Raw genomic sequence first — 21,176 nt, forward strand, 5'->3', positions numbered from 1 at the left:
GACGGCACCCCCGCGTGCGAGACTGCGGAGATGCCGTCCCCCACGCAGCGGGCCCTGGCCCGGGTGCCCGCGCGGCTGCGCCCCTTCCTGGTGCGGCACCGCCGGCTGGTGAAGTTCCTGCTGGTCGGGAGCGGCTGCTTCGCGCTCACCACGGTGATCGACTTCGAGCTCAAGTTCACCGTGCTGGAGCACAAGCCGGTGGTCGCGCTGACCGTCGCGACGGTGATCGGCACCGTCGTCTCGTACGTGCTGAACCGCCGCTGGGCCTTCCGGGCCCTGCGGGCCGACGGCCGGCGGCGCGAGGTGCTGGTGTTCGTCCTGGTCAGCGCGGTGGCGATCGCCGTCAACGACGTCCCGCTGGCGGTCTCCCGGTACCTCCTGGACCTGCGCGAGCCGTACGTCGACCCGCTCCGGCAGGAGGTCGCGGACTACCTCAGCGGGATGGTCGTCGGCACCTTCGTGGCGATGCTGTTCCGCTACTGGGCGATCCGGCGGTGGGTCTTCCCGCCCGCCGGGACGGCCCCGGCCGAGCCCGTCCCGGTGCCGACGACGGTGCCCCCGGAACCCGGCTACGCTGCACCCGAGATGCCACGGGATGTGCCGTAAGGACGTAAAAGGGGCGAGGTGAGCCTTGTGCACGAGTCCGACCCCGCCCGGACCGGGCCCGCCAGCCAGCAGGGGATGCGCCGGGCCAACCTGGCCCTGGTGCTCGGGACGATCGCGAGCGGGCCGCGCTCGCGCGCCGAGGTGGCCGCCGGGACGGGGCTGACCAGGGCCGCCGTCTCCTCGCTGGCCGAACAGCTGATCGCCGCCGGCCTGGTGGTCGAGGAGGGCCCCGCCGCGCCCAGCGGCAAGGTCGGCCGCCCCGGCACCGCCCTCGGCCTCAACCCGGCCGGGCCCGGCGGCCTCGGCGCCGAGATCGGCGTGCGGCACCTGGGCGCCTGCGTGGTCGACCTGCGCGGGGAGGTCCGCGGCTGGCGGCGCCGGGAGGTCTCCAACCACGGCCGCGAGCCCGCCGCCGTGATGGCCGACCTCGCCCACCTGCTGCACGAGGCCGTCGCCGAGTCGGGGCTGCGCCCGGCCGCCCTCACCCTGGCCGTGCCCGGGCTGGTCGGCGGCTCCGGCGGGATGCTCCAGCGGGCCGCCAACCTGGGCTGGCAGGACGTCCCGCTGGCCGCCGCCCTGCGCCCCGCGCTGCGGACGGCCGGGGGCGGACTGGCCGACCTGCCGATCGAGGCGGACAACGAGGCCAACCTCGGCGGACTGGCCGAGCGCTGGCTGGGCGAGGGCCCGGAGGACTTCCTGTACGTCTCCGCCGAGGCCGGGGTCGGCGCGGCGATCGTGGTCGGCGGCCGGCTGCTGCGCGGGGCGGGCGGCTTCGCCGGGGAGTTCGGCCACGTGCCGGTCCACCCCGACGGGCCCCGCTGCGCCTGCGGGGCGCACGGCTGCCTGGAGCAGTACGCGGGCGAGGCGGCGGTGCTGCGGGCGGCCGGCCTGACCGGGGCCCTCGGCGACTGGGTGGCCCTGCTCGCCGACCGCGCCGGGGCCGGGGACCCGGCCGCCCTCGCGGCGTTGGCCGGGGCCGGTACGGCGCTCGGCACCGCGGCCGCCGGCGCGGTCAACCTGCTGGACCCGGCCGAGGTGGTGCTGGGCGGCGGCTACGCCCGGCTGGCGCCCTGGCTGCTGCCCGCTATGCGGGCCGAGCTGGCCGCCCGGGTGACGGTGCGGCCCTGGTCGGAGGAGCGGCTGACGGTCTCCCGGCTGGGCCGCCGGGGCCCGCTGCTGGGCGCGGCGGTGCGGGTCGTCCGGGCCGTCGTGGCCGACCCGGGCCCGGTCGGGTAGCGGCGGGCCCCGGCGGCGAACGCGCCCGAGCCCCCGGCCGTGGCGGCCGGGGGCTCGGTGACGATCGGGAGGAGTGCGGGGCTCAGCTCTCGGTGGCGGCCAGTTCGCGGCCGCCGGAGCGCGGGCCGCGCAGCACGGCCAGCAGGGCGACGCCGATGCCGATCAGCGCCCAGACCACCATGACCAGGATCGGCAGCCCCAGGTTGGTGGAGCCGAAGTAGGCGACCGACTTGGTGGCGGTGGTGCCGGCGCCGTTCGGGATCCAGGAGCCGATCGCCCGCCAGAACGGCGGCGTCATCGGTGCCGGGTAGACCCCGCCCGCGCTCGGGTTGCCGAGCACCACGAAGATCAGCACCGCGACGCCGATCCCGAGGATGTCGAACAGGCACTGCAGCGCCATGGTGAACGCGCCGACCGTGAACACCACCAGGGCGCCGATGGCGCTCAGTCCGAGGACCGAGCCCGGCAGGGCGTCGAGCACCGGCCCGGCGATCACCGTGCCGAGGACGCCGGCGCCGACCGAGTACACCGCGAGGACGCCGAGGCGGATCAGCAGGCGGTGGGTGTTGGCCGGCTTGGAGCCCGCGCTGATGCCCAGGATCGAGGCGACCAGGTAGCCGCCGACGCACCAGCCGATCACCAGGTAGAAGGCGGAGAGGCCGTTGGTGTCGCCCTTGGCGAGCGGCACCACGTCGTGGACCTTGACCGTACGGCCCTGGGTCTGGTCGATCGCGGTGGTGATGGACTCGGCGGCCTTGGCGGCGGAGGTGCCGCGGGCGCTGCCGACCAGCAGGGTGTCCTGGGTGGAGGTCGGGTCCACGACCAGTGCGGCGTAGAGCTTCTGGTCCTTGATCAGCTGGGTCGCCGTCTCGGCGTCCGGCGCGGTGCTGGCGCGGACGGCGTCGTTCGGCACCGACTCCAGCGCGCCGACCAGCTTGGGGGCGACCTGCGGCGGGGCGACCACCGCGATGGAGAGGTTCTGCGGGGCGGGCTTGTGCAATGCCCCGATGTAGGAGGTGATGAAGCCGAGCTGGAGCAGCAGCACGCCGATCACGAGCAGTGCCGCGCGCGGGGTGACCGCGCTCTTCAGTTCGGCGATGAAACCCTGCCCCGGGGCTGCCATCCACATCTCCTCGTGTAATGGGGAAAAACGGTACTTCCAGAACCGATACTTCATACCATGAAGTAGTTGGCTTGTCGCACCGGCCGCGCCGGGCCGCCGCCGGCGTCGCTGCGCGATACTGGCGCGGTGAGTGACGAGGAATCCCTGGTGGCGGTGGAGCGCGAGGTCGCGCTGATGTTCCGACGGGGCCGGGCCAGAGTGGCGGAACTCTCACGGCGGGTGCACCCCGGGCTGGAGGGGATGGCGTACAGCCTGCTCGGCTACATCGAGCAGGCCGGGCCGGTGCGGGTGACCGACGTCGGCGCGCACTTCTCGGTCGGCAAGGCGACGGTGAGCCGGCAGGTCCGGACGCTGGAGGAGCTGGGCCTGGTGGCCCGGGAGACGGACCCGCTGGACCGCCGGGCCGCGCTGGTCTCGCTCACCGAGGACGGGCGGCGGCGCTACCTGGCCGCGCAGGGCGTCCGGATGCGGCGGGTGCGCGAGGTGATGGGCGACTGGTCGCCGGAGGACGTGACCCGTTTCGCGGAGCTGCTGCACCGCTTCAACGACGTGCTGGGGGAGTCGGCGGCCGACTGACCGGGCGGTCTCCGGCGGTGCGACAGGGCCCGTAGCTGCGGGTTTTACTTGCCCTTGAAGAAAGTTGCCTTATTCAACCATCTCGTTTTATGGTTGCTTACGGCAACGAAATTTCATGATCCGCGCATCCCGCCCGCCCGCCGAAGGACCCAGATGACCGTGACCACCGAGGCCGCGAGCGGAACCGCCGCCGCGGCCGACAGTCCCCAGATGACGCACCGGCAGGTGATGGAGGCGCTCTCCGGCCTGCTGCTCGGCCTGTTCGTGGCCGTGCTCTCCTCGACCGTCGTCTCCAACGCCCTGCCGCACATCCTGGCCGACCTGCACGGCGGCCAGTCCGCGTACACCTGGGTGATCACCGCGGCCCTGCTCACCCTCACCGCCTCCACCCCGATCTGGGGCAAGCTCTCCGACCTCGTCAGCAAGAAGCTGCTGCTCCAGATCGCCCTGCTGATCTACATCGGCACCTCGGCGCTGGCCGGCCTCTCGCAGAACACCGGCGAGCTGATCGCCTGCCGCGCGCTCCAGGGCGTCGGCGCCGGCGGTGTCGTGGCGCTCGGCCAGATCTGCCTGGCCGCGATGGTCCCGCCGCGCGAGCGCGGCCGGTACAGCGGCTACTTCGGCGCGGTCTTCGCGCTCGCCACCATCGGCGGGCCGCTGATCGGCGGCGTCATCGTGGACACCTCCTGGCTGGGCTGGCGCTGGTGCTTCTACGTCGGCATCCCGTTCGCGCTGGTCGCGATCCTGGTGGTGCAGCGCACCCTCAAGCTGCCGCTGGTCAAGCGCAAGGCGAAGATCGACTACCTGGGCGCGCTGGTCATCACCGCCTCGGTCAGCCTGCTGATGATCTGGATCACCCTGGCCGGCAAGAACTACGCCTGGCTGTCCTGGCAGACCGCGGCCATGGTCGGCGGCGGCCTGGTGCTGGGCGTCCTGGCCGTCGTGATCGAGCGCCGCGCCGCCGAGCCGATCATCCCGCCGAGCCTCTTCAAGTACCGCACCGTCACCCTGGCCGCCATCGCCAGCGTGCTGGTCGGCGTCGGGATGTACGGCGCGACCACCTTCCTCAGCCAGTACTTCCAGCTGGCCCGCGCCAAGTCCCCGACCATGGCCGGCCTGATGACCCTGCCGATGATCCTCGGCCTGGCGGTCTCCTCCGCGGTGGCCGGCCGGCTGATCACCAAGTACGGCAAGTGGAAGGCCTACCTGGTCTCCGGCACCGCGCTGCTCGCCATCGGCTTCGGCCTGCTGGGCACCGCCCGGGCCGACACGAACTACGCGCTGCTCTCCCTCTACATGGCGATCACCGGCGTCGGCCTCGGCCTGACCAGCCAGAACCTGGTGCTCGCGGTGCAGAACACGGTGCCCCGGCACGAGCTCGGCGCGGCCAGCTCGGTGGTCACCTTCTTCCGCACCATGGGCGGCGCGATGGGCGTCTCCGCGCTCGGCGCGCTGATGACCAACAAGGTCGGCCACTACCTGGCCGAGAACCTGGCCGCGGCGCACGTCCCGGCCTCGCCCGCGGCGACCGGTGGCGGCATCCCGGACCTGGCCAAGCTGCCGGCCCCGATCGTGCCGCTGGTGACGGACGCGTTCGGCCACGGCGTCGGCACCGTCTTCCTGTGGGCCGCCCCGTTCGCGGCGCTGGCCTTCGTCACCGTCCTCTTCATCCGGGAGACCGTGCTGAGGACCACCCAGGAGGGCTGACCGGCCGGCGGGACCGACCGCGGGCAGGGATGCGCGAACGGGCCGGGGAGTGTGGAGACACTCCCCGGCCCGTTCCGTCGTGCGTGGCGCGTGTGGCTAGTGGCCGGCGATCAGGGACAGCCCGTAGAGGACGACCCCGCCGCACAGGGCGAAGCAGACGTACGCGCCGGCCAGGGCCAGCCGGCCGCCCGCGGCTCCGGCGGCGCCCTCGCCCGTACCGGCGGCGCTCACCGCGGCCTCGCGGCGGGACAGCGCCAGGATGCCGAGCGCGAAGACGGCGACCACGGCGACGGTGATGCCGAAGCTGAGACCGGCGGTCTGGGCCAGGGCGTTCCACTTGATGTGCATGGTGAGTGCTCCTCAGCCGGTGGCGCTCAGGCCGCGACGGTGGTCGAGGCGGGAGTGGGGGTGTTCGCGGTACCGGCCGGTGCGACCTCGACCGGGGTGACGTCGACGTCGTTGACGTTGTCCGCGCCGACCGGCTGGCGGCGGGAGATCACCCACATCGCGGCCGCGCCGGCCACCAGCACGGCGCCGACCAGGGCGACGCCCCAGCTGCCCTGCTCGGCCAGCAGGGCGGCGCCGCCGGAGACCACCGCGGCGGCCGGCAGGGTCAGGCCCCAGGTGTAGACCATGCGGCGGACCAGGCTCCAGCGCAGCTCGCCCTTCGGGCCGCCGAGGCCGGCGCCCATGATGCCGCCGGAGCAGACCTGGGTGGTGGAGAGGCCGAAGCCCATGTGCGAGGAGGTCAGGATGACGGTCGCAGCGGCCGACTCGGAGGCGAAGCCCTGCGGCGGGCGGATGTCCGCCAGGCCCTTGCCCATCGAGCGGATGATCCGCCAGCCGCCCATGTAGGTGCCGAGCGCGATCGCCGCGCCGGCGGAGACGATCACCCAGGTGGGGGGCAGCGCGCCGTGCGGCAGGGCGCCGACCGAGACCAGGGTCAGGGTGATGATGCCCATCGTCTTCTGGGCGTCGTTGGTGCCGTGCGCGAGCGAGATCAGCGAGGAGGAGAAGACCTGGCCGGTCTTGAAGCCCTTCTCGGTGGTCGCGGTGTTGCCCTTGCGGGTGATCGCGTAGGCCAGCTTGGTGGCGCCCCAGGAGGCCAGTCCGGCGACGAAGGGGGACGCGACGGCCGGGATGAGGATCTTGGTGACCACGGTGTCGAAGTTGACGCCGCTCGTGCCGACGCCGACGATCGTGGCGCCGATCAGGCCGCCGTACAGGGCGTGCGAGGAGCTGGACGGCAGGCCGCGCAGCCAGGTCAGCAGGTTCCAGAGGATCGCGCCGGCCAGTGCAGCGAAGATGATCTCGGGATGGACGCCGGCCTTCTCGTTGACGATGCCGCCGGAGATGGTGGTGGCGACCTTCACGGACAGGAACGCGCCCGCGAAGTTGAGCAGGGCCGCGATGGTGACCGCGACCTTCGGACGAAGGGCCCCGGTCGCGATCGCGGTGGCGGCCGCGTTGGCGGTGTCGTGGAACCCGTTGGTGAAGTCGAAGGCGAGCGCCGTGATGATCACAACGGCTACCAGGAACGAGATGTGTTCCATACCCAAACAATCGTCGTAGTTGTCGCACGGACGTTGGTGACGTCGCGACCGTAGGTCTGCTTGGTAAACGGAAGGTGAACTGGGTCGGGAATCGTGGTTCCAATGGTTGACTCGCAGTGACCACTGGGTTTCGTCGGGGTGACATACGGCGCGCTGAACTGGACATTAGCGAAGAACGCGCCGGTTCGACCCGGTTTGCTGAGAGCTGTCTCACAGGTCAATCGAGAATTAACCTCCCAGTCCGCATGCGCCCTGTTTCCGGTGAGTAACCCGTGGGAGGATCTGCGGGATCCGGGAAGCCGGGACAGGGGCAGTGCGCGGCGGGGAGGACCAGCCATGGGCGGGGCGGGACAGAGAGCGGAGACGGCACGCGTACGGCCCTGGGTACGGGCGGCACTGCGCTGCGGAGCCGTCCTCGCGGCCGCGGCGCTCGCGCTGCCGGTCGGCGCGGCGGCCGCCTGGGCCGCACCCGACCCGGGAGCCGGGCAGGTCGTCGCCGGCGCGGACCCGCTCGCCGACGCCAAGGCCACCCTCGGCCCGCTGCTCGACCGGCTGCACGCGCTGTACCAGAGCGCCGAGGCCGCCACCGAGCAGTACAACGGCGCCGTCGCCAAGGCGGCGGAGCAGCAGACCTCGCTCACCGACCTCCAGGGCCGGCAGGACCGCCAGCAGAAGCAGGTCGACGCCGGCACCGACATCGCCTCCCAGCTCGCCGCCGCGCAGTACCGCAACGGGTCCGCCTCGGCCTACGCCGAGCTGCTGCTCTCCAAGGACCCGTACGAGGCGGTCGTCATCGCCGAGCTGCTCGCCTCGGCCAGCCGCTCGCAGTCGGAGTTCCTGGACAAGCTGAAGAGCGACCGGGACGCGCTGGACGGGCTGAAGAAGCAGACCGAGGAGGCGCTGAAGACCTCCCAGGCGCTGGTCGCCCAGCAGGACGCGGCCAAGGCCAAGGCCGCCTCCGACCTGGCCGCCGTCGAGCAGACGGTCGCCACCCTGACCGGCGCCCAGCGGGCCGAGCTGGAGCAGCTGGAGAAGGCCAAGGCGGACGAGGCGCAGCTCGCGTTCCTCGCCTCCGGGGCGCTCGGCAAGGGAGAGCGCACGCCCTCCCAGCAGGGGCGCGGGGCGATCGCCTTCGCGCTGGCGCAGGTGGGCAAGCCGTACCTGTGGGGCGGCACCGGCCCGGACGCCTACGACTGCTCGGGCCTCACCTCGCAGGCCTGGCTGCACGCCGGTCGGCCGATCCCGCGCACCAGCCAGGAGCAGTGGGCGCAGCTGCCGCACGTGGCGCTCAACCAGCTGCGGCCCGGCGACCTGGTGGTGTACTTCCAGGACGCCTCGCACATCGGGATGTACATCGGTGGCGGGCTGATCGTGCAGGCGCCGCGGCCCGGGGCGTTCATCAAGATCTCGCCGATCGGCTCGATGCCGATCCTCGGCGCCGTCCGGCCGGACCCGACCGGTGCGGCGGACGAGGCCGGCGGCGCCTGGAAGGTGCCCGACCTCCCGGCGAACTGGGACTCCGTGACGCCGATCGCGCCGAGCTCGGCCAACCAGGTGCCGGCCCCGCCGGCCACGGGCGGCACGGTGACGCCGCCGGCCGTGCCGGGCACGCCGACCGACCCGGGCACGCCGAGCACGCCGGGCGGGACCGGTACGCCGACCGACCCGGGGACGCCGACCGGCGGCACGCCGACCACGACCCCGACCACGACCCCGACGGGGACGCCGACCGGGCCGGGCACCCCGAGCGGGACCGGCACGCCCACCCCGACCGGGACGGGCACCCCGACGGGGAGCCCGAGCGGCACCGGTTCGGCGACCGCCACGGCCGCGGGCAGTGCGACGGCGACGCTGCCGCTGGGCACCCCGACGCACTGACGCGTCGATCAGGCCACGAGGAGGCCGCCCCACGTCACCGGACGCGGGGCGGCCTTCGCGGTGCTCGGGGTTACGCGCCGCTGTCGGGGGCGAAGCGGATCACGACCGCCTTGGAGGTCGGGGTGTTGCTGATGTCGGCGGTGGAGTCCAGCGGCACCAGCACGTTGGTCTCGGGGTAGTAGGCCGCCGCGCCGCCGCGGGCGACGGGGTAGTGGACGACCCGGAAGTGCGGGGCGCGGCGCTCCACCCCGTCGCTCCACTCGCCGACCAGGTCGACGTACCCGCCGTCGGTCAGCCCCAGCTCCTCGGCGTCCGCGGGGTTGACCAGGACCACCCGGCGGCCGCCCTTGATGCCGCGGTAGCGGTCGTCGAGGCCGTAGATCGTGGTGTTGTACTGGTCGTGCGAGCGCAGGGTCTGGAGCAGCAGCCGGCCCGGCGGGACCTCGGGGGCGGTCAGCGGGTTGACGGAGAAGTTGGCCTTCCCGGTGGCGGTCGGGAAGGTGCGGGTGTCCCGGGGGCCGTGCGGCAGGGTGAAGCCGCCGGGGCGGCGGACCTTCTCGTTGAAGTCCTCGAAGCCCGGGACGACGCGGGCGATCCGGTCCCGCAGGGTGTCGTAGTCGGTGGCGAAGTCCTCCCACGGCACGGTGTCCCGCGGTCCGAGCACGGTGCGGGCCAGCCGGCAGACGATCGCGGTCTCGGAGAGCAGGCCGGGGGCCGGCGGGCGCAGGCCGCCGCGCGAGGCGTGCACCTGGCCCATCGAGTCCTCGACGCTGACGAACTGGGCGCCGCGTGCGCTGACGTCCCGGTCGGTGCGGCCGAGGGTGGGCAGGATCAGGGCGCGGGCGCCGGTGACCACGTGCGAGCGGTTGAGCTTGGTGGAGACGTGGACGGTCAGCCGGCACTTGCGCATCGCGGCCTCGGTGACCTCGGTGTCCGGGGTGGCCGCGACGAAGTTGCCGCCCATCGCGAAGAAGACCCCGATCCGGCCGTCGCGCATGGCGCGGATGGTGTCCACCGAGTCGAGGCCGTGCTCGCGCGGCGGCTCGAAGCCGAACTCCCGGCCCAGGGCGTCCAGGAAGGCGTCGCCGGGGCGCTCGAAGATGCCCATCGTCCGGTCGCCCTGGACGTTGCTGTGCCCGCGCACCGGGCAGACCCCGGCCCCGGGGCGGCCGACGTTGCCGCGCAGCAGCAGGAAGTTGACCACCTCGCGGATGGTCGGCACGGCGTGCTTGTGCTGGGTGAGGCCCATCGCCCAGCAGACGATGATCTTCTCGGACTTCAGCACCAGCCGGCCGAGCTCCTCGATCTGCTCCCAGGGCAGGCCGGTCGCGGCGAGCACCTCGGCGCGGTCGGTCCGCCGTGCCTGGGCCTCGAACTCCTCGAAGCCGTAGCAGTGTTCGGCGACGAAGTCGCGGTCGACGCCGTCCTGCTCCAGGACGATCCGGTTCAGCGCGCGGAACAGCGCGAGGTCCCCGCCGAGGCGGATCTGCAGGAAGAGGTCGGTCAGCTTGGTGCCGTGGCCGACCAGGCCGCGCGCGTGCTGCGGGTTCTTGAACCGCTCCAGGCCGGCCTCCGGCAGCGGGTTGACGCTGACGATCGTGGCGCCCGCCCGCTTGGCGCGCTCCAGCGCGGAGAGCATCCGGGGGTGGTTGGTGCCCGGGTTCTGGCCGGCCACGATGATCAGGTCGGCCTGGTAGAGGTCCTTCAGGCTGACGCTGCCCTTGCCGACGCCGAGCGTCTCGGTGAGCGCCGAGCCGGAGGACTCGTGGCACATGTTGGAGCAGTCCGGCAGGTTGTTGGTGCCGAGCCGGCGGGCGAACAGCTGGTACGCGAAGGCGGCCTCGTTGCTGGTCCGGCCGGAGGTGTAGAAGGCGGCGCCGTCCGGGGTGTCCAGGGCCTTCAGCTCCTCGGCGACGAGCGCGAAGGCGTCGTCCCAGGAGACCGGCGTGTAGTGGGTGGCGCCCTCGTCCAGCAGCATCGGCTGGGTGAGCCGGCCCTGCTGGCCCAGCCAGTAGCCGGAGCGCTCGGCCAGGTCGGCGACCGGGTGGGCGGCGAAGAACTCGGCGCGGACGCGGCGCTCGGTGGCCTCCTCGGCGACGGCCTTGGCGCCGTTCTCGCAGAACTCGGCGGTGTGCGGCTTGTCCGGCTCCGGCCAGGCGCAGCCGGGGCAGTCGAAGCCGTCCTGCTGGTTGACCTTGAGCAGGGTGGCCAGGGTGCGGCGGGCGCCCATCTGCTCGGCGGCCATCCGCAGGCTGTGGCCGACGGCGGGCAGCCCGGCGGCGGCGTGCTGGGGCGCGGACACCTCGGGGGCGTCCTGCGCCGGGTCGCTCTGCGGGGCCTGCTTGGCCATGGCCGCTCTCCTCGGGCTCTGCTGGTGCGTACCGCCGCCTTCGTGCGGGGGTTCGATTCCATCCTTCCACCTGGCCGGGGGCCGGGGGAGGGGGCGGGCGGGGAGGGGCGACGGCGGGGCGAAGGGCGGCGGCCGGCGTCGGTAGAGTCTGGGCGTCATGGCGGGAGGGGAGCGCGCGTGCGAGTCGGGGACGTCCTGGACGGCCGGTACGAGCTGGTGGAGAAGCTCGGGCAGGGCGGGTTCGGGGTGGTGTGGCGGGCCGAGGACAGCCGGATGGGGCGGCCGGTGGCGGTCAAGGTCATCGGGCACCACGGCGGCGACCGGGCGAAGGCCGCGCTGCGGTTCGTCCGGGAGGCCGGCGCGGCCGGCAACCTCTCGCACCCGCACATCGTCACGGTGCACGACCTCGGGCAGTGCGAGCTCGGCGGCGAGGAGGTCACCTACCTGGTGATGGAGCTGCTCACCGGCCGCACCCTCACCGAGGTGCTGGAGGCGGGGGTGCCCGAGCCCGGGCTCAGCCTGCGCTGGGGGCGGCAGATCAGCGGCGCGCTGGCCGCCGCGCACGACGCGGGCATGGTGCACCGGGACATCAAGCCGGACAACGTGATGATCACCGACGCCGGGCACCTGAAGGTGCTGGACTTCGGCATCGCCCAGCTGGACACCGGCGCGGGCGGGCTGACCACCACCGGGACGATCGTCGGCAGCCCGGCGTACATGGCGCCCGAGCGGTGGACCGGCGGCCGGGTGGACGGGCGGGCCGACCTGTACGCGCTGGGCTGCGTCCTGGTCGAACTCTTCACCGGGGCACGGCCGTTCGGTGGGGACTCGACGCCGGTGCTGATGTACCAGCACCTCAACGAGGTGCCCGCGCCGCTGGACCCGGCGCAGTTCGGGCTGCCGCCGCAGGTGGCCGGGCTGGTCGCGGAGCTGCTGGCGAAGGACCCGGCGGACCGGCCGGCCGACGCCCGTACGGTCGAGCGGCGGCTCGCCGAGCTGGCCGGGTGGGCGGGCGGCCGGGCGGGTGCGCCGGCGCCGGTGCCGACGGTGGTGGAGCGGCCGGCGCCGGTGGTGCCGCCTCCGCCGAGCGCCCCGCCGGTCGTCCCCGCGCCCGCCGTTCCCCCGCCCGCCGTGCCGCCCGCAGTTCCCCCGCCTGCCGTTCCCGCTCCCGCCGCGCCGCCCGCCGTCCCGTCGGTGCTGCCGCCGCTGACCACGCCGCCGGTGACGGCCGCGCCGCCCTCCGAGGCCGTACGGGCCGGGCTGCGCGAGCGCCGGTCGGCCGCCTACCGGGCGGCGACGGCCGGCGAGTCGGCGATGCTCCTGCAGACCGTCGCCCAGGAGTGCGTGACCGTGCTCGGCGCGAGCGACCGGGACACCCTGTGCACCTGGCGGGACTTCGCCTGGTACCTCAGCCGGACCGGGGACCTGAACGGCGCGATCCGGCTGCTGACCGCCCTGGTGGGCGACATGCGCTCGGCGCTCGGCCCGCTCGACCCGGACACCCTCGGCGCCCGCTACCACCTGGTCTGGTGCGTCGGCGAGAGCGGTGCGCCGATCACCACGATCAGGCTGATGCACGAGCTGCTGCCCGACCTGCACGCCGCCTGGGGCCCGTACGACCCCCGGGTCCTGAAGGCCCGGCACGACCTCGCGCTGCACCAGGCCAACCGGGGCGACCCGCAGGGCGCGGTGATCCAGCTGCACGGGCTGCTGCCGGACCTCGCCCGGGTGCTGGGCGAGCAGCACCCGAGCACCGTGCAGGCCTGGCAGGACCTGGCCGGGTACCAGCGGCAGCTGGCCGAGGCCGGCCGCAAGGGGCCGGGGCCGCGCCGCCGGACGCCGCGGATGAGCCCGATGGAGGCGCTGGTGCTGGTGCGGCGGCTGCGGGTGTGGGACTTCGCCACCGACGAGCAGGCCCGGGCCTGCATGGACGCGCTGGACCGGGGGATCGGCCTGAAGGGCGTCGCGGACGTGGTGTTCGACGCGCCGGACCACGTCTCGGACGAGGACCTGGTGGAGGAGATCTTCGGGGCCTGAGCGCCGCCGCCACGGCGCCCAGGCCACGCCGGTGCCGTCGCCGCGGTGCTCAGGCCGATACCGCCGTCACCGTGCGCACGCCGCCAGCGCCGGGGCTGCCGCCGGGAGCGCGGCCAGGGCCCGGAGCAGGGCGCGGGCGGCGGCGTCGTTCTGCCGGAAGCCGGGGGCGTCGGTGCGGGGGCGGGCGAAGGCGGCGGCCGCGCGCAGGCTGGTGTGCGGGCCGAGGGCGGTGCGGCGCGGGTGCGGGGCGCCGCCGAGGGCCGGGTCCAGCAGCCGGCTGTCGCCGGCGGCGATGGTGACCAGGCCGGAGCGGTGGGTGTAGTCCGGGTCGGTGACCACCTCCTCGACGATCCGTCCGGTGCGGTGCAGTTCGCCGAGCACCGGGTCCAGGGTGCGGGCCAGCGCGTGCTTGGGCAGGTACGCCTCGACCAGGGCCGTCGCGGTGACGTGGTGGCCGGGCACGGTGGCGCCGGAGGCCCGCCAGGTGCCGCTCGCCTCGTCCCGTTCGATCCGGACGTCCGCGCCGAGGAAGCGCACCACCCCGGCCTCGGAGAGGGCGAGCAGCTGGCGCAGCCGGAACCCGGGCGGGCCGGAGGCGAGGAAGCTGAAGTAGCCGAAGAACCACTCGTCCACCTCCTCGGCGAGGGAGCGGGCGGTGAGCCGGCCGCCGGCGACGACCCGGGGGAGCCGGCCGAACAGCGAGAGCAGGGCGAGGAAGGCGCCGAGGTCGGCGCTGTGCGCGGGGTCGGCGCGGCGGTCGGCGTCGGCGGTGACGTACCCGCGCAGGTGCGCCTGGAGCTCCTCGTCGGTGCCGAGTTCGAGCCCGGCCAGCGGGTGGTCGAGCCGTTCGAAGTCGATCCGGTCGGCCGGGTCGGGGACGGCCTCGGCGACCAGGGCGGCGAGTTCGGGGGAGTACCAGGCGTGCCGGTCGTAGCGGGCGAGGAACTCCGGCCAGGGCAGGGCGGTGCGCCCGGGGTGGGCGTGGAACAGCTCGTGGTAGTGCCCGAAGGCGATCTCCTTGGCCATCAACGGCCAGAAGTCGCGCCGCAGTTCGAGCTGTCCACCGGTGGCGAGCACGGCGTCCACGGCGGCCTCGTCGAAGTACCGGGGGAGCGGGGCGGGCGGCCCCTGGAGCCGGTAGCCGGTCTTGGAGTGGTACGGGACGCCGCGCCGGGAGCCGAGGTGGAGCACCGGCTCGCGGCCGGAGGGGTGGTAGCGCAGCGCGGGCCCGTCCCCGGTGGGCTCGAAGCGGCCGCCGCGGCCCTCGGTGAGCAGGGCGACCAGGTCCACCGAGGCGAGGCCGAGGCCGCGCAGCACCACGTGTTCGCCGGGGGCGAGGGCGGCCAGGTCGTCGGCCGCGTCGGCGGAGTAGGCGGGCGGGAGGTGGAAGCGGCCGTGCCGGGCGGCGAACCGGGCGTCGGCGGCGTAGCGCGGGTGCGGGACGGAGTCGAGGTGGCCGAGGGTGAGCACGACGTGGTCGGCGCCGAGGGTCCGGTCGCCGAGGCGGACGGTCTGCGGGCCGTCGGCCGGGCCCTCGATCCGGCGGACGGTGTCGCGGTGGACGGTGACCGTGACGTGGGCCGGCAGTTCGGCGACGGCGCGGCGGAACACCCAGTCCAGGTAGGCGCTCTGGGCCCGGCGGGTGGGGAAGTCGGTGGGGGCGAGGGTGCGCAGCTCGGCCCGGACGGCCGGGTCGGCGACCTCCCGGTAGGGCGCGAACTCCTCCTGCCGGGGCGCCCATTCGGCGAGCGAGGGGCCGGGGCGGACCGGTCCGTCGAGGGTGGAGCGCTCGTCGGTGAACATGGTGACGTCCTCGGCCATCGAGTTCATCCGCAGCAGCGGGGACTGGTCGTGGCGCCAGATCCGGCCCGCGCCCGGCGGGTACGGGTCGACCAGGTGGATCGCCAACGGCCGCTCGGTAGGCAGGAGTTCGGCGGCGTTGGCGGCGATCCGCTCCAGCAGCCCGGTGCCGCGCGGGCCGGCGCCGACGATGACGAGCTCCGTCATGCCCGCACCACCTTGACGAGGGCCGCGCGGGCCCGCTGCAGCGGCGTGGGCGGCAGGCCGTCGCGGGTGGCGCCCCGGGCGAAGCGGCGCTCCACGTAGTACTGCCCGATGGACAGCAGGGTGGTGACCACCAGGTACCAGATGGTGGCGACCATCAGCATCGGGATGACCTGGTACGACTGGAGGTAGACCAGCTGCACCGAGTAGAGCAGGTCGGAGACGGCCAGCACGCTGACGATGCTGGTGCCCTTGAGCGCGCCGATCAGCATGTTCCCGGCGGTCGGCACGATCGCCCGCATCGCCTGCGGCACCACGATCCGGCGCAGCACCCGCCACCGGCCGAGCCCGAGCGCGGCCGCCGCCTCCAGTTGGCCGCGGTCGACGGAGAGGATGCCGCCGCGGATCACCTCGGCGGCGTACGCGGTCTCCAGCAGGGTGAGGCCGATGACGGCGGTGAGGGTGGGGCCCATCAGGTTGACGGTCTTGACCGTGACGAACTCGGGGCCGAACGGGATGCCCAGGCCGAGGGTCGGGTAGAGCGCGCCGATGTTGAAGAAGAACAGCAGCTGCACCAGTGGCGGGGTGGAGCGGAACACCCAGATGTAGCCCCAACTGAGCGTGCGCAGCACGGGGTTGTCGGACAGCCGCATGGTGGCGAGGAGGGTGCCGAGCACGAAGCCGAGGGCGAGGGTGGCGGCGGTCAGCCAGAGGGTCAGGGCGAGGCCGTCGAGCACGGAGCGGGCGGTGAACCAGTCGGCGACCACGCTCCACCGGAAGGCCTTGTTGCGGACCACCGAGTTGACCGCCATCGCGGCCAGCAGCAGGGCGACGGCGGCCGCGGCCCACTGGCCGGGCTTGCGGCGGGCGACGATCCGGGCCTCGGGGGCGGGCGGCGTTCCGGGGCGGTCGAGGAGGGTGGGGGCGGGCAGGACGTCCTGCGGGGTGGCCATGGCGGCGGCTCCTGGGCGGAGTGCGGGCGGGGAGAGGTACGGCGGTGGTCACGTACGGGGGCGGCGGCCCGTGTCCCTCAACACGGCCGGCGCATGGCACTGCACTCCGCGTCGATCGTACGCACGCGCGATCGACGGCTGTCAAGGGTGGTCGGGGGTGCCGGACGGCTTCGTCGAAGCGCGTCGAAAAACCGACAGGAGATCGCAACAGTGCGGCAATGATGGATGGTTGACGTACCGATCGGCCGACTGTTCAACTTGGGGCCATGTACGCCGAGCAGCCCCTGGTCACCCGCGACCACATCGACTTCGGTCGGGTGTGGTCCGCGGCGTGTCGCGGCTGACCCGGCAGCGGGCCGCCCGTCCGGCCTGATCCCCCGGCGGGGAGAGCCCTCCCTCGGACCGCCCCGTCGCGGCCGGATCCGTCGTCGACGACCGGCGACGCGTCAGGCCCCCGCTGCCGCCGATGACCCCGCACTGCGCTCCGGCCCTCCCGCGCTCCGGCCCTCCCGTCGTCCGGTACCTCCGCTCCCGTACCCCTCCCACCGTCACCCGCTCGACGGCCGCCCCGCCGCGGCCGCCTCCGGTGCCGCCCACCCGCGGTCCACCGGACCTCCACCCACCCCGAAAGGTTCCGCCATGCCCGTCGAATTCCTCGGCATCGCCGCCACCGGCGACGGTTCGGAGACCACCGCCCGCACCACCGCAGCCTTCGACCGCGACTACACCCTGCGGCTGGCCCGGGCGCACGAGGACCACGGCTGGGACCGGGTGCTCTTCGCGTACGGGGCCGGCGCCCCCGAGCCGGCGGCCGCGGCGGCCTTCCTCGCCTCGCACCTGGACCGCCTCCAGATCCTGCTGGCGCACCGGCCCAACGTCTCCTACCCGACCTTCGCGGCCAAGACCTTCGCGACGCTCGACCGGATCAGCGACGGCCGGCTGACCGTCCACTTCATCACCGGCGGCAACGACCACGAGCAGCAGCGCGAGGGCGACTTCCTGACCAAGGACCAGCGCTACGAGCGCACCCGCGAGTACATCGGCATCGTCAAGAAGGCCTGGACCAGCCGGGAGCCCTTCGACCACGAGGGACCGCACTACCGCTTCAACGACTTCGTCTCCGACGTCTTCCCCGTGCAGCAGCCGCGCCCCGGGGTCTCCTTCGGCGGCTCCTCGGACGCGGCCTACGCGGCCGGCGGCGCCGAGGCGGACGTCTACTGCCTGTGGGGCGAGCCGCTGGCCCGCACCGCCGAGCAGATCGAGCGGGTGCGGGAGGCGGCCCGGGCCGCCGGGCGCACCGACGTGCCGCGGATCCAGGTGGCGTTCCGGCCGATCATCGCGCCGACCGAGGCGCTGGCCTGGGAGAAGGCGCACCGGACGGTGGCCGCGATCCGGGCCCGCCGGGGCGCCGACCGGCCGGAGGGCGTCCCCGAGGCCGTGACACCCGAAAACACCGGCTCCCGGCGGCTGATCGAGATCGCCGAGGCCGGCGAGCGCTACGACCGCGCGCTGTGGACCCCGACCGCCGCGGCCACCGGCGGGGCGGGCAACTCCAACGCGCTGGTCGGCACCCCGGAGACGGTCGCCCAGGCTCTGCTCGACTACTACGACCTCGGTGTGGACATCCTCTCCGCGCGCGGCTACCACCTGCTGGACGACGCGATCGACTTCGGCCGGTACGTCATCCCGATCGTCCGCGAGGAGGTCGCCAAGCGGGACGCCGCCAAGGCCGGGGCCGCCCGGGCCGAGCGGGCCGAGCGCGACCGCCACCAGCTGATCGCGGCGCAGGCGTGAGCGCGGCCGGCGGGTGGGAGTTCCGCAAGGCGTCCGTCGACGACCCCCTGGTCGAACCGCTGCTGCGCGAGCTCACCCACGAGTACGTCACCCGGTACGGCCCCGAGGCGCACCAGGAGATGACCCGCTACCCGGGCGAGGCCTTCGCCGAGCCGCACGGCGTGCTGCTGCTCCTGCTGGAGGACGGCGAACCGGTGGCCGGCGGCGCGTACAAGCGCTACGACGAGCGCACCGCCGAGGTGAAGCGGATGTGGACGCACTCCGCGCACCGCCGCCGGGGCCTGGCCCGCCGGGTGCTGGCCGAGCTGGAGCGGACGGCCGTCGCGGCCGGCTACAGCCGGTTCTACCTCACCACCGGGCCGCGCCAGCCCGAGGCCAGGAACCTCTACCTGGCGGCCGGCTACACCCCGCTGTTCGACGTCTCGGCCGATCCGCTGACCATCGGCCCGCTCCCCTTCGAGAAGCGGCTGCCGGTCCTCGGACCGCAGTCGCCCGTTCTGGCCCACACTCCCTGAAAGGCCCCCCGTGAGAATCAGCACCGTCCGCCGCCGCCTGCTCGCGACCGCCGCCCTGCTGCCGGTCCTGGCCCTGGCCGCCTGCGGCTCGGACCCGAAGATCGCGGGCGCGGCGGGCGGTCCGTCCGCCGCCGCCACCGAGGACCTCGTCTCCGGCCTCAGGACCTCGCAGGCCGCCGCCGCGCTGCTGCCCGAGGACGTCCGCGCCGCCGGCACGATCAGGTTCGGCTCGTCCTTCGGCACGCCGCCCAGCGCCTTCTACACCGACCAGGCCGACCGGAGGCCCGCCGGGATCGACGTGGACTTCACCGACGCGGTGGCCAGGCTGCTCGGCCTGACCGTGCAGCGCGAGCAGGCCGCCTTCGAGACCATCCTGCCCGCCCTGGACAGCGGGAAGTACGACGTCGGCACCGGCAACTTCGGGGTCACCGCGGCCCGGCTGAAGACCATCGACTTCGTCACCTACATCGACGACGGCCAGGGCTTCGCGGTGAAGAAGGACAACACCGCGATCCAGCCGGTCACCGACCTGGTCCAGCTGTGCGGACTGACCATCGGCACCGGCGCCGGCACCACCTTCGAGAGCACCCTCAACAGCCGGAAGAGCGTCTGCACCGACGCCGGGAAGAAGCCGTACGAGGTCAAGGCGTTCAGCGAGAGCGGCGCCCTGCTGACCAGCCTCCAGCAGGGCCGGGTGGACATCGAGATGTCCACCATCAACGGCCTGCGCCACCAGGTCGCGCAGGAGGCCTCCGGGACCCGCTTCCTCAACGAGTTCCACCGCCTCGACGTCGGCTTCGCCCTGAAGAAGGGCTCGAAGCTCGCCCCGGCCCTCCAGGCGGCGGTCAACCAGCTGATCAAGGACGGGACGTACGAGCGGATCCTGCGCAAGTGGGGGGTCGCCGAGTCGGCGATCAAGGAGTCGCAGATCAGCCCGCCCGAGCACGCCTGAGCGCCGGCCCGAGCGAAGGAGACCCCCGATGACCACCGCCACCACCGCCACCACCGGGACCAGCGCGGCCCCGCCCAGCCGGCCGGCCCCGGCCGCCGCCCTCGACCTCGACCGGCTGGCCGGCCTGCGCACCGTCCCCGCCCGGCACCCCTGGCGCTGGGCCGCCGGGATCGCCGCGCTGGTCGTGCTCGCCCAGTTCGCCCACGGCCTGGCCACCAACCCCGGCTGGGACTGGGCCACCTTCCGGCTCTACTTCACCGCCGACACCATCCTCCGGGCGATCGGACGGACCCTCGAACTCACCGCCTACGGCACGGTGCTGGGCTTCCTGCTGGGCACCGTGGTGGCCGCGATGCGGCTGTCCCGCAGCGCGATCCTGCGCTCCATCGCCTGGGCCTACGTGTGGGTGTTCCGCTCGATCCCGCTGATCGTCCAGCTGGTGTTCTGGTTCAACCTCTCCTACCTGTACAAGCGGTTCGGGATCGGCATCCCGTTCGGCCCGACCTTCGGCGAGGTCGAGACGGTCGGCGTGCTCAGCGCGCTCGGCGCGGCGGTGCTCGGCCTCGGGCTGCACCAGGCCGCGTTCGCCGCCGAGATCATCCGCGGCGGCATCATCGCGGTGGACGCCGGCCAGCGCGAGGCCGCCGCCGCGCTCGGCATCCCGCGCTGGCGGCAGGGCCGGCGGATCGTGCTGCCGCAGGCCATGCGCGGCATCCTGCCGGCCGCCGCCAACGAGGTGATCTCGCTGCTCAAGGGCACCTCGGTGGTCTATGTGATGGCCATCGGCGAGCTCTTCTACCAGGCCCAGGTGGTCTACGGCCGTACGGGCCGGGTGGTGCCGCTGCTGATGGTCGCCACCGTCTGGTACGTGCTGCTGACCACCGTGCTCTCGGTCGGCCAGTACTACGTCGAGCGCCACTTCGCCCGCGGCGCCCAGCGCACCCCGCCGCCCACCCCGTGGCAGCGCGTCCGGGCCCTCGCCCGGAGCCTGCCGGACCGCACCCGGCCCGCCGCCGCCCGTACCCCCGGAGGACAGTCGTGACCACCCTGACGAAGCCCGAGCCGAGCCCGGCCGCCCCGAGCCCGGCCGCCCCGATGGTGCAGGTCCGCGGCCTGCACAAGAGCTTCGGCCGGCTGGAGGTGCTGCGCGGGGTCGACCTGGACGTCCCGGCCGGCTCGGTGACCGTGGTGCTCGGCCCGTCCGGCTCCGGCAAGTCCACCCTGCTGCGCGCGATCAACCACCTGGAGAAGCTGGACCGCGGCCACGTCGCCATCGACGGCGAGCTGATCGGCTACCGCCGCTCCGGCGACCGGCTGTACGAGCTCAAGGAGCGCGAGGTGCTGCGCCAGCGCACCGGCATCGGCTTCGTGTTCCAGAACTTCAACCTGTTCCCGCACCTCACCGTGCTGGAGAACCTGGTCGAGGCGCCGGTCTCCGCGCTGCGCCGCCCCCGGGCCGAGGCCAGGGCGACGGCGCTGGCGCTGCTGGAGCGGGTCGGGCTGGCCGACAAGGCCGCCGCCTACCCCCGGCAGCTGTCCGGCGGGCAGCAGCAGCGGGTGGCGATCGCCCGGGCGCTGGCGCTGGAGCCGAAGGTGCTGCTGTTCGACGAGCCGACCTCGGCGCTCGACCCGGAGCTGGTCGGCGAGGTGCTGGACGTCATCAAGGACCTGGCCCGCAGCGGCACCACGATGATCGTGGTCACCCACGAGATCGGCTTCGCCCGCGAGGTCGCCGACACCGTGGTCTTCATGGACGGCGGCGTGGTGGTCGAGCAGGGCCCGCCCGCCGAGGTCCTGGACCGGCCGCGGCACGAGCGCACCCGGGCCTTCCTGGCCAAGGTCCTCTGACCTTCCCCTTTCCCCAACCCCCCTTCACCGAGCAGGAGTTCCGC

At 74.0% G+C, this 21,176-nt stretch carries 17 protein-coding genes; 11 read left to right on the forward strand and 6 right to left on the reverse strand.

Annotated features, from left to right (window positions below; translation table 11 throughout):
- Positions 1 to 30: 30 nt before the first annotated feature.
- Both ACFVU7_RS06990 and ACFVU7_RS06995 read left to right on the forward strand, forming a co-directional pair.
- Positions 31 to 606, forward strand: coding sequence for a GtrA family protein (locus tag ACFVU7_RS06990; protein ID WP_388044581.1), 576 nt, complete (start codon positions 31 to 33; stop codon positions 604 to 606).
- A gap of 75 nt (positions 607 to 681) precedes the next feature.
- The gene (locus ACFVU7_RS06995) at positions 682 to 1,842 is read left to right on the forward strand and encodes an ROK family protein (RefSeq protein ID WP_388044636.1); all 1,161 of its coding nucleotides are present in this window, start codon (positions 682 to 684) and stop codon (positions 1,840 to 1,842) included.
- 82 nt (positions 1,843 to 1,924) lie between these two features.
- On the opposite strand, the gene ACFVU7_RS07000 is transcribed toward ACFVU7_RS06995, so the two are convergent.
- The gene (locus ACFVU7_RS07000; protein WP_375876493.1) at positions 1,925 to 2,965 is read right to left on the reverse strand and encodes a DUF3533 domain-containing protein; all 1,041 of its coding nucleotides are present in this window, start codon (positions 2,963 to 2,965) and stop codon (positions 1,925 to 1,927) included.
- 126 nt (positions 2,966 to 3,091) lie between these two features.
- On the opposite strand from ACFVU7_RS07000, the gene ACFVU7_RS07005 reads away from it, so the two are divergent.
- Both ACFVU7_RS07005 and ACFVU7_RS07010 read left to right on the forward strand, forming a co-directional pair.
- A complete protein-coding gene (locus ACFVU7_RS07005) occupies positions 3,092 to 3,541 on the forward strand; it encodes a MarR family winged helix-turn-helix transcriptional regulator (protein ID WP_388044582.1) in 450 nt (149 codons plus the stop codon).
- Between the two features lie 153 nt (positions 3,542 to 3,694).
- Positions 3,695 to 5,248 carry an MDR family MFS transporter gene (locus ACFVU7_RS07010; RefSeq protein ID WP_049658083.1) on the forward strand — a complete coding sequence of 518 codons (1,554 nt, stop codon included), beginning with the start codon at positions 3,695 to 3,697 and terminating at the stop codon, positions 5,246 to 5,248.
- A gap of 96 nt (positions 5,249 to 5,344) precedes the next feature.
- Here the strand turns inward: ACFVU7_RS07010 and ACFVU7_RS07015 are convergent, their stop codons facing one another.
- On the reverse strand, positions 5,345 to 5,596 hold the full coding sequence (locus ACFVU7_RS07015) for a hypothetical protein (protein WP_388044583.1): 252 nt from the start codon (positions 5,594 to 5,596) through the stop codon (positions 5,345 to 5,347).
- A 26-nt stretch (positions 5,597 to 5,622) separates the two neighbouring features.
- Entirely contained in the window at positions 5,623 to 6,801 is a 1,179-nt protein-coding gene (locus tag ACFVU7_RS07020) for an inorganic phosphate transporter (protein ID WP_049658086.1), read from the reverse strand.
- 336 nt (positions 6,802 to 7,137) lie between these two features.
- Here ACFVU7_RS07020 and ACFVU7_RS07025 point away from each other — a divergent pair, with 336 nt between their 5' ends.
- Complete coding sequence (locus ACFVU7_RS07025) at positions 7,138 to 8,679, forward strand: NlpC/P60 family protein (RefSeq protein ID WP_388044584.1); 1,542 nt, start codon at positions 7,138 to 7,140, stop codon at positions 8,677 to 8,679.
- A gap of 70 nt (positions 8,680 to 8,749) precedes the next feature.
- Here the strand turns inward: ACFVU7_RS07025 and ACFVU7_RS07030 are convergent, their stop codons facing one another.
- Positions 8,750 to 11,029: an FdhF/YdeP family oxidoreductase gene (locus ACFVU7_RS07030; protein ID WP_388044585.1), complete on the reverse strand. Its 2,280-nt coding sequence runs from the start codon at positions 11,027 to 11,029 to the stop codon at positions 8,750 to 8,752.
- 177 nt (positions 11,030 to 11,206) lie between these two features.
- On the opposite strand from ACFVU7_RS07030, the gene ACFVU7_RS07035 reads away from it, so the two are divergent.
- Entirely contained in the window at positions 11,207 to 13,066 is a 1,860-nt protein-coding gene (locus ACFVU7_RS07035; RefSeq protein ID WP_388044586.1) for a protein kinase, read from the forward strand.
- Between the two features lie 66 nt (positions 13,067 to 13,132).
- Here ACFVU7_RS07035 and ACFVU7_RS07040 read toward each other — a convergent pair whose 3' ends face one another.
- Both ACFVU7_RS07040 and ACFVU7_RS07045 read right to left on the reverse strand, forming a co-directional pair.
- Positions 13,133 to 15,073 carry an FAD/NAD(P)-binding protein gene (locus ACFVU7_RS07040; RefSeq protein WP_388044587.1) on the reverse strand — a complete coding sequence of 647 codons (1,941 nt, stop codon included), beginning with the start codon at positions 15,071 to 15,073 and terminating at the stop codon, positions 13,133 to 13,135.
- Complete coding sequence (locus ACFVU7_RS07045; protein WP_388044588.1) at positions 15,070 to 16,023, reverse strand: amino acid ABC transporter permease; 954 nt, start codon at positions 16,021 to 16,023, stop codon at positions 15,070 to 15,072. Before ACFVU7_RS07045 ends, ACFVU7_RS07040 begins: the two co-directional genes overlap by 4 nt.
- A gap of 639 nt (positions 16,024 to 16,662) precedes the next feature.
- On the opposite strand from ACFVU7_RS07045, the gene ACFVU7_RS07050 reads away from it, so the two are divergent.
- Genes ACFVU7_RS07050 through ACFVU7_RS07070 form a run of 5 tightly spaced genes read left to right on the forward strand, consistent with a single transcriptional unit; the run spans position 16,663 to position 21,132 of the window.
- Positions 16,663 to 17,817 carry an LLM class flavin-dependent oxidoreductase gene (locus ACFVU7_RS07050; protein WP_074001437.1) on the forward strand — a complete coding sequence of 385 codons (1,155 nt, stop codon included), beginning with the start codon at positions 16,663 to 16,665 and terminating at the stop codon, positions 17,815 to 17,817.
- Positions 17,814 to 18,332 (forward strand): GNAT family N-acetyltransferase, encoded by a 519-nt coding sequence (locus tag ACFVU7_RS07055; RefSeq protein WP_049655459.1) that lies wholly within the window; start codon positions 17,814 to 17,816, stop codon positions 18,330 to 18,332. Before ACFVU7_RS07050 ends, ACFVU7_RS07055 begins: the two co-directional genes overlap by 4 nt.
- A gap of 10 nt (positions 18,333 to 18,342) precedes the next feature.
- Positions 18,343 to 19,284, forward strand: coding sequence for an ABC transporter substrate-binding protein (locus ACFVU7_RS07060; RefSeq protein ID WP_388044589.1), 942 nt, complete (start codon positions 18,343 to 18,345; stop codon positions 19,282 to 19,284).
- 28 nt (positions 19,285 to 19,312) lie between these two features.
- Positions 19,313 to 20,326, forward strand: a complete 1,014-nt coding sequence (locus tag ACFVU7_RS07065) for an amino acid ABC transporter permease (RefSeq protein WP_079271885.1) — start codon at positions 19,313 to 19,315, stop codon at positions 20,324 to 20,326.
- 53 nt (positions 20,327 to 20,379) lie between these two features.
- Entirely contained in the window at positions 20,380 to 21,132 is a 753-nt protein-coding gene (locus ACFVU7_RS07070; RefSeq protein ID WP_049655467.1) for an amino acid ABC transporter ATP-binding protein, read from the forward strand.
- Positions 21,133 to 21,176: the final 44 nt, after the last annotated feature.

The sequence above is a fragment of the Kitasatospora sp. NPDC058046 genome (assembly GCF_042885595.1).
In the GTDB taxonomy this organism is placed as follows: domain Bacteria; phylum Actinomycetota; class Actinomycetes; order Streptomycetales; family Streptomycetaceae; genus Kitasatospora.

Excerpts from the sequence above, each read along its gene's own strand:
- ACFVU7_RS06990 (WP_388044581.1), top strand. The coding sequence starts at position 31 with ATGCCGTCCCCCACGCAGCGGGCCCTGGCCCGGGTGCCCGCGCGGCTG.
- ACFVU7_RS06995 (WP_388044636.1), top strand. The coding sequence starts at position 682 with ATGCGCCGGGCCAACCTGGCCCTGGTGCTCGGGACGATCGCGAGCGGG.
- ACFVU7_RS07000 (WP_375876493.1), bottom strand. The coding sequence starts at position 2,965 with ATGGCAGCCCCGGGGCAGGGTTTCATCGCCGAACTGAAGAGCGCGGTC.
- ACFVU7_RS07010 (WP_049658083.1), top strand. The coding sequence starts at position 3,695 with ATGACCGTGACCACCGAGGCCGCGAGCGGAACCGCCGCCGCGGCCGAC.
- ACFVU7_RS07015 (WP_388044583.1), bottom strand. The coding sequence starts at position 5,596 with ATGCACATCAAGTGGAACGCCCTGGCCCAGACCGCCGGTCTCAGCTTC.
- ACFVU7_RS07020 (WP_049658086.1), bottom strand. The coding sequence starts at position 6,801 with ATGGAACACATCTCGTTCCTGGTAGCCGTTGTGATCATCACGGCGCTC.
- ACFVU7_RS07025 (WP_388044584.1), top strand. The coding sequence starts at position 7,138 with ATGGGCGGGGCGGGACAGAGAGCGGAGACGGCACGCGTACGGCCCTGG.
- ACFVU7_RS07030 (WP_388044585.1), bottom strand. The coding sequence starts at position 11,029 with ATGGCCAAGCAGGCCCCGCAGAGCGACCCGGCGCAGGACGCCCCCGAG.
- ACFVU7_RS07040 (WP_388044587.1), bottom strand. The coding sequence starts at position 15,073 with ATGACGGAGCTCGTCATCGTCGGCGCCGGCCCGCGCGGCACCGGGCTG.
- ACFVU7_RS07045 (WP_388044588.1), bottom strand. The coding sequence starts at position 16,023 with ATGGCCACCCCGCAGGACGTCCTGCCCGCCCCCACCCTCCTCGACCGC.
- ACFVU7_RS07050 (WP_074001437.1), top strand. The coding sequence starts at position 16,663 with ATGCCCGTCGAATTCCTCGGCATCGCCGCCACCGGCGACGGTTCGGAG.
- ACFVU7_RS07065 (WP_079271885.1), top strand. The coding sequence starts at position 19,313 with ATGACCACCGCCACCACCGCCACCACCGGGACCAGCGCGGCCCCGCCC.
- ACFVU7_RS07070 (WP_049655467.1), top strand. The coding sequence starts at position 20,380 with ATGGTGCAGGTCCGCGGCCTGCACAAGAGCTTCGGCCGGCTGGAGGTG.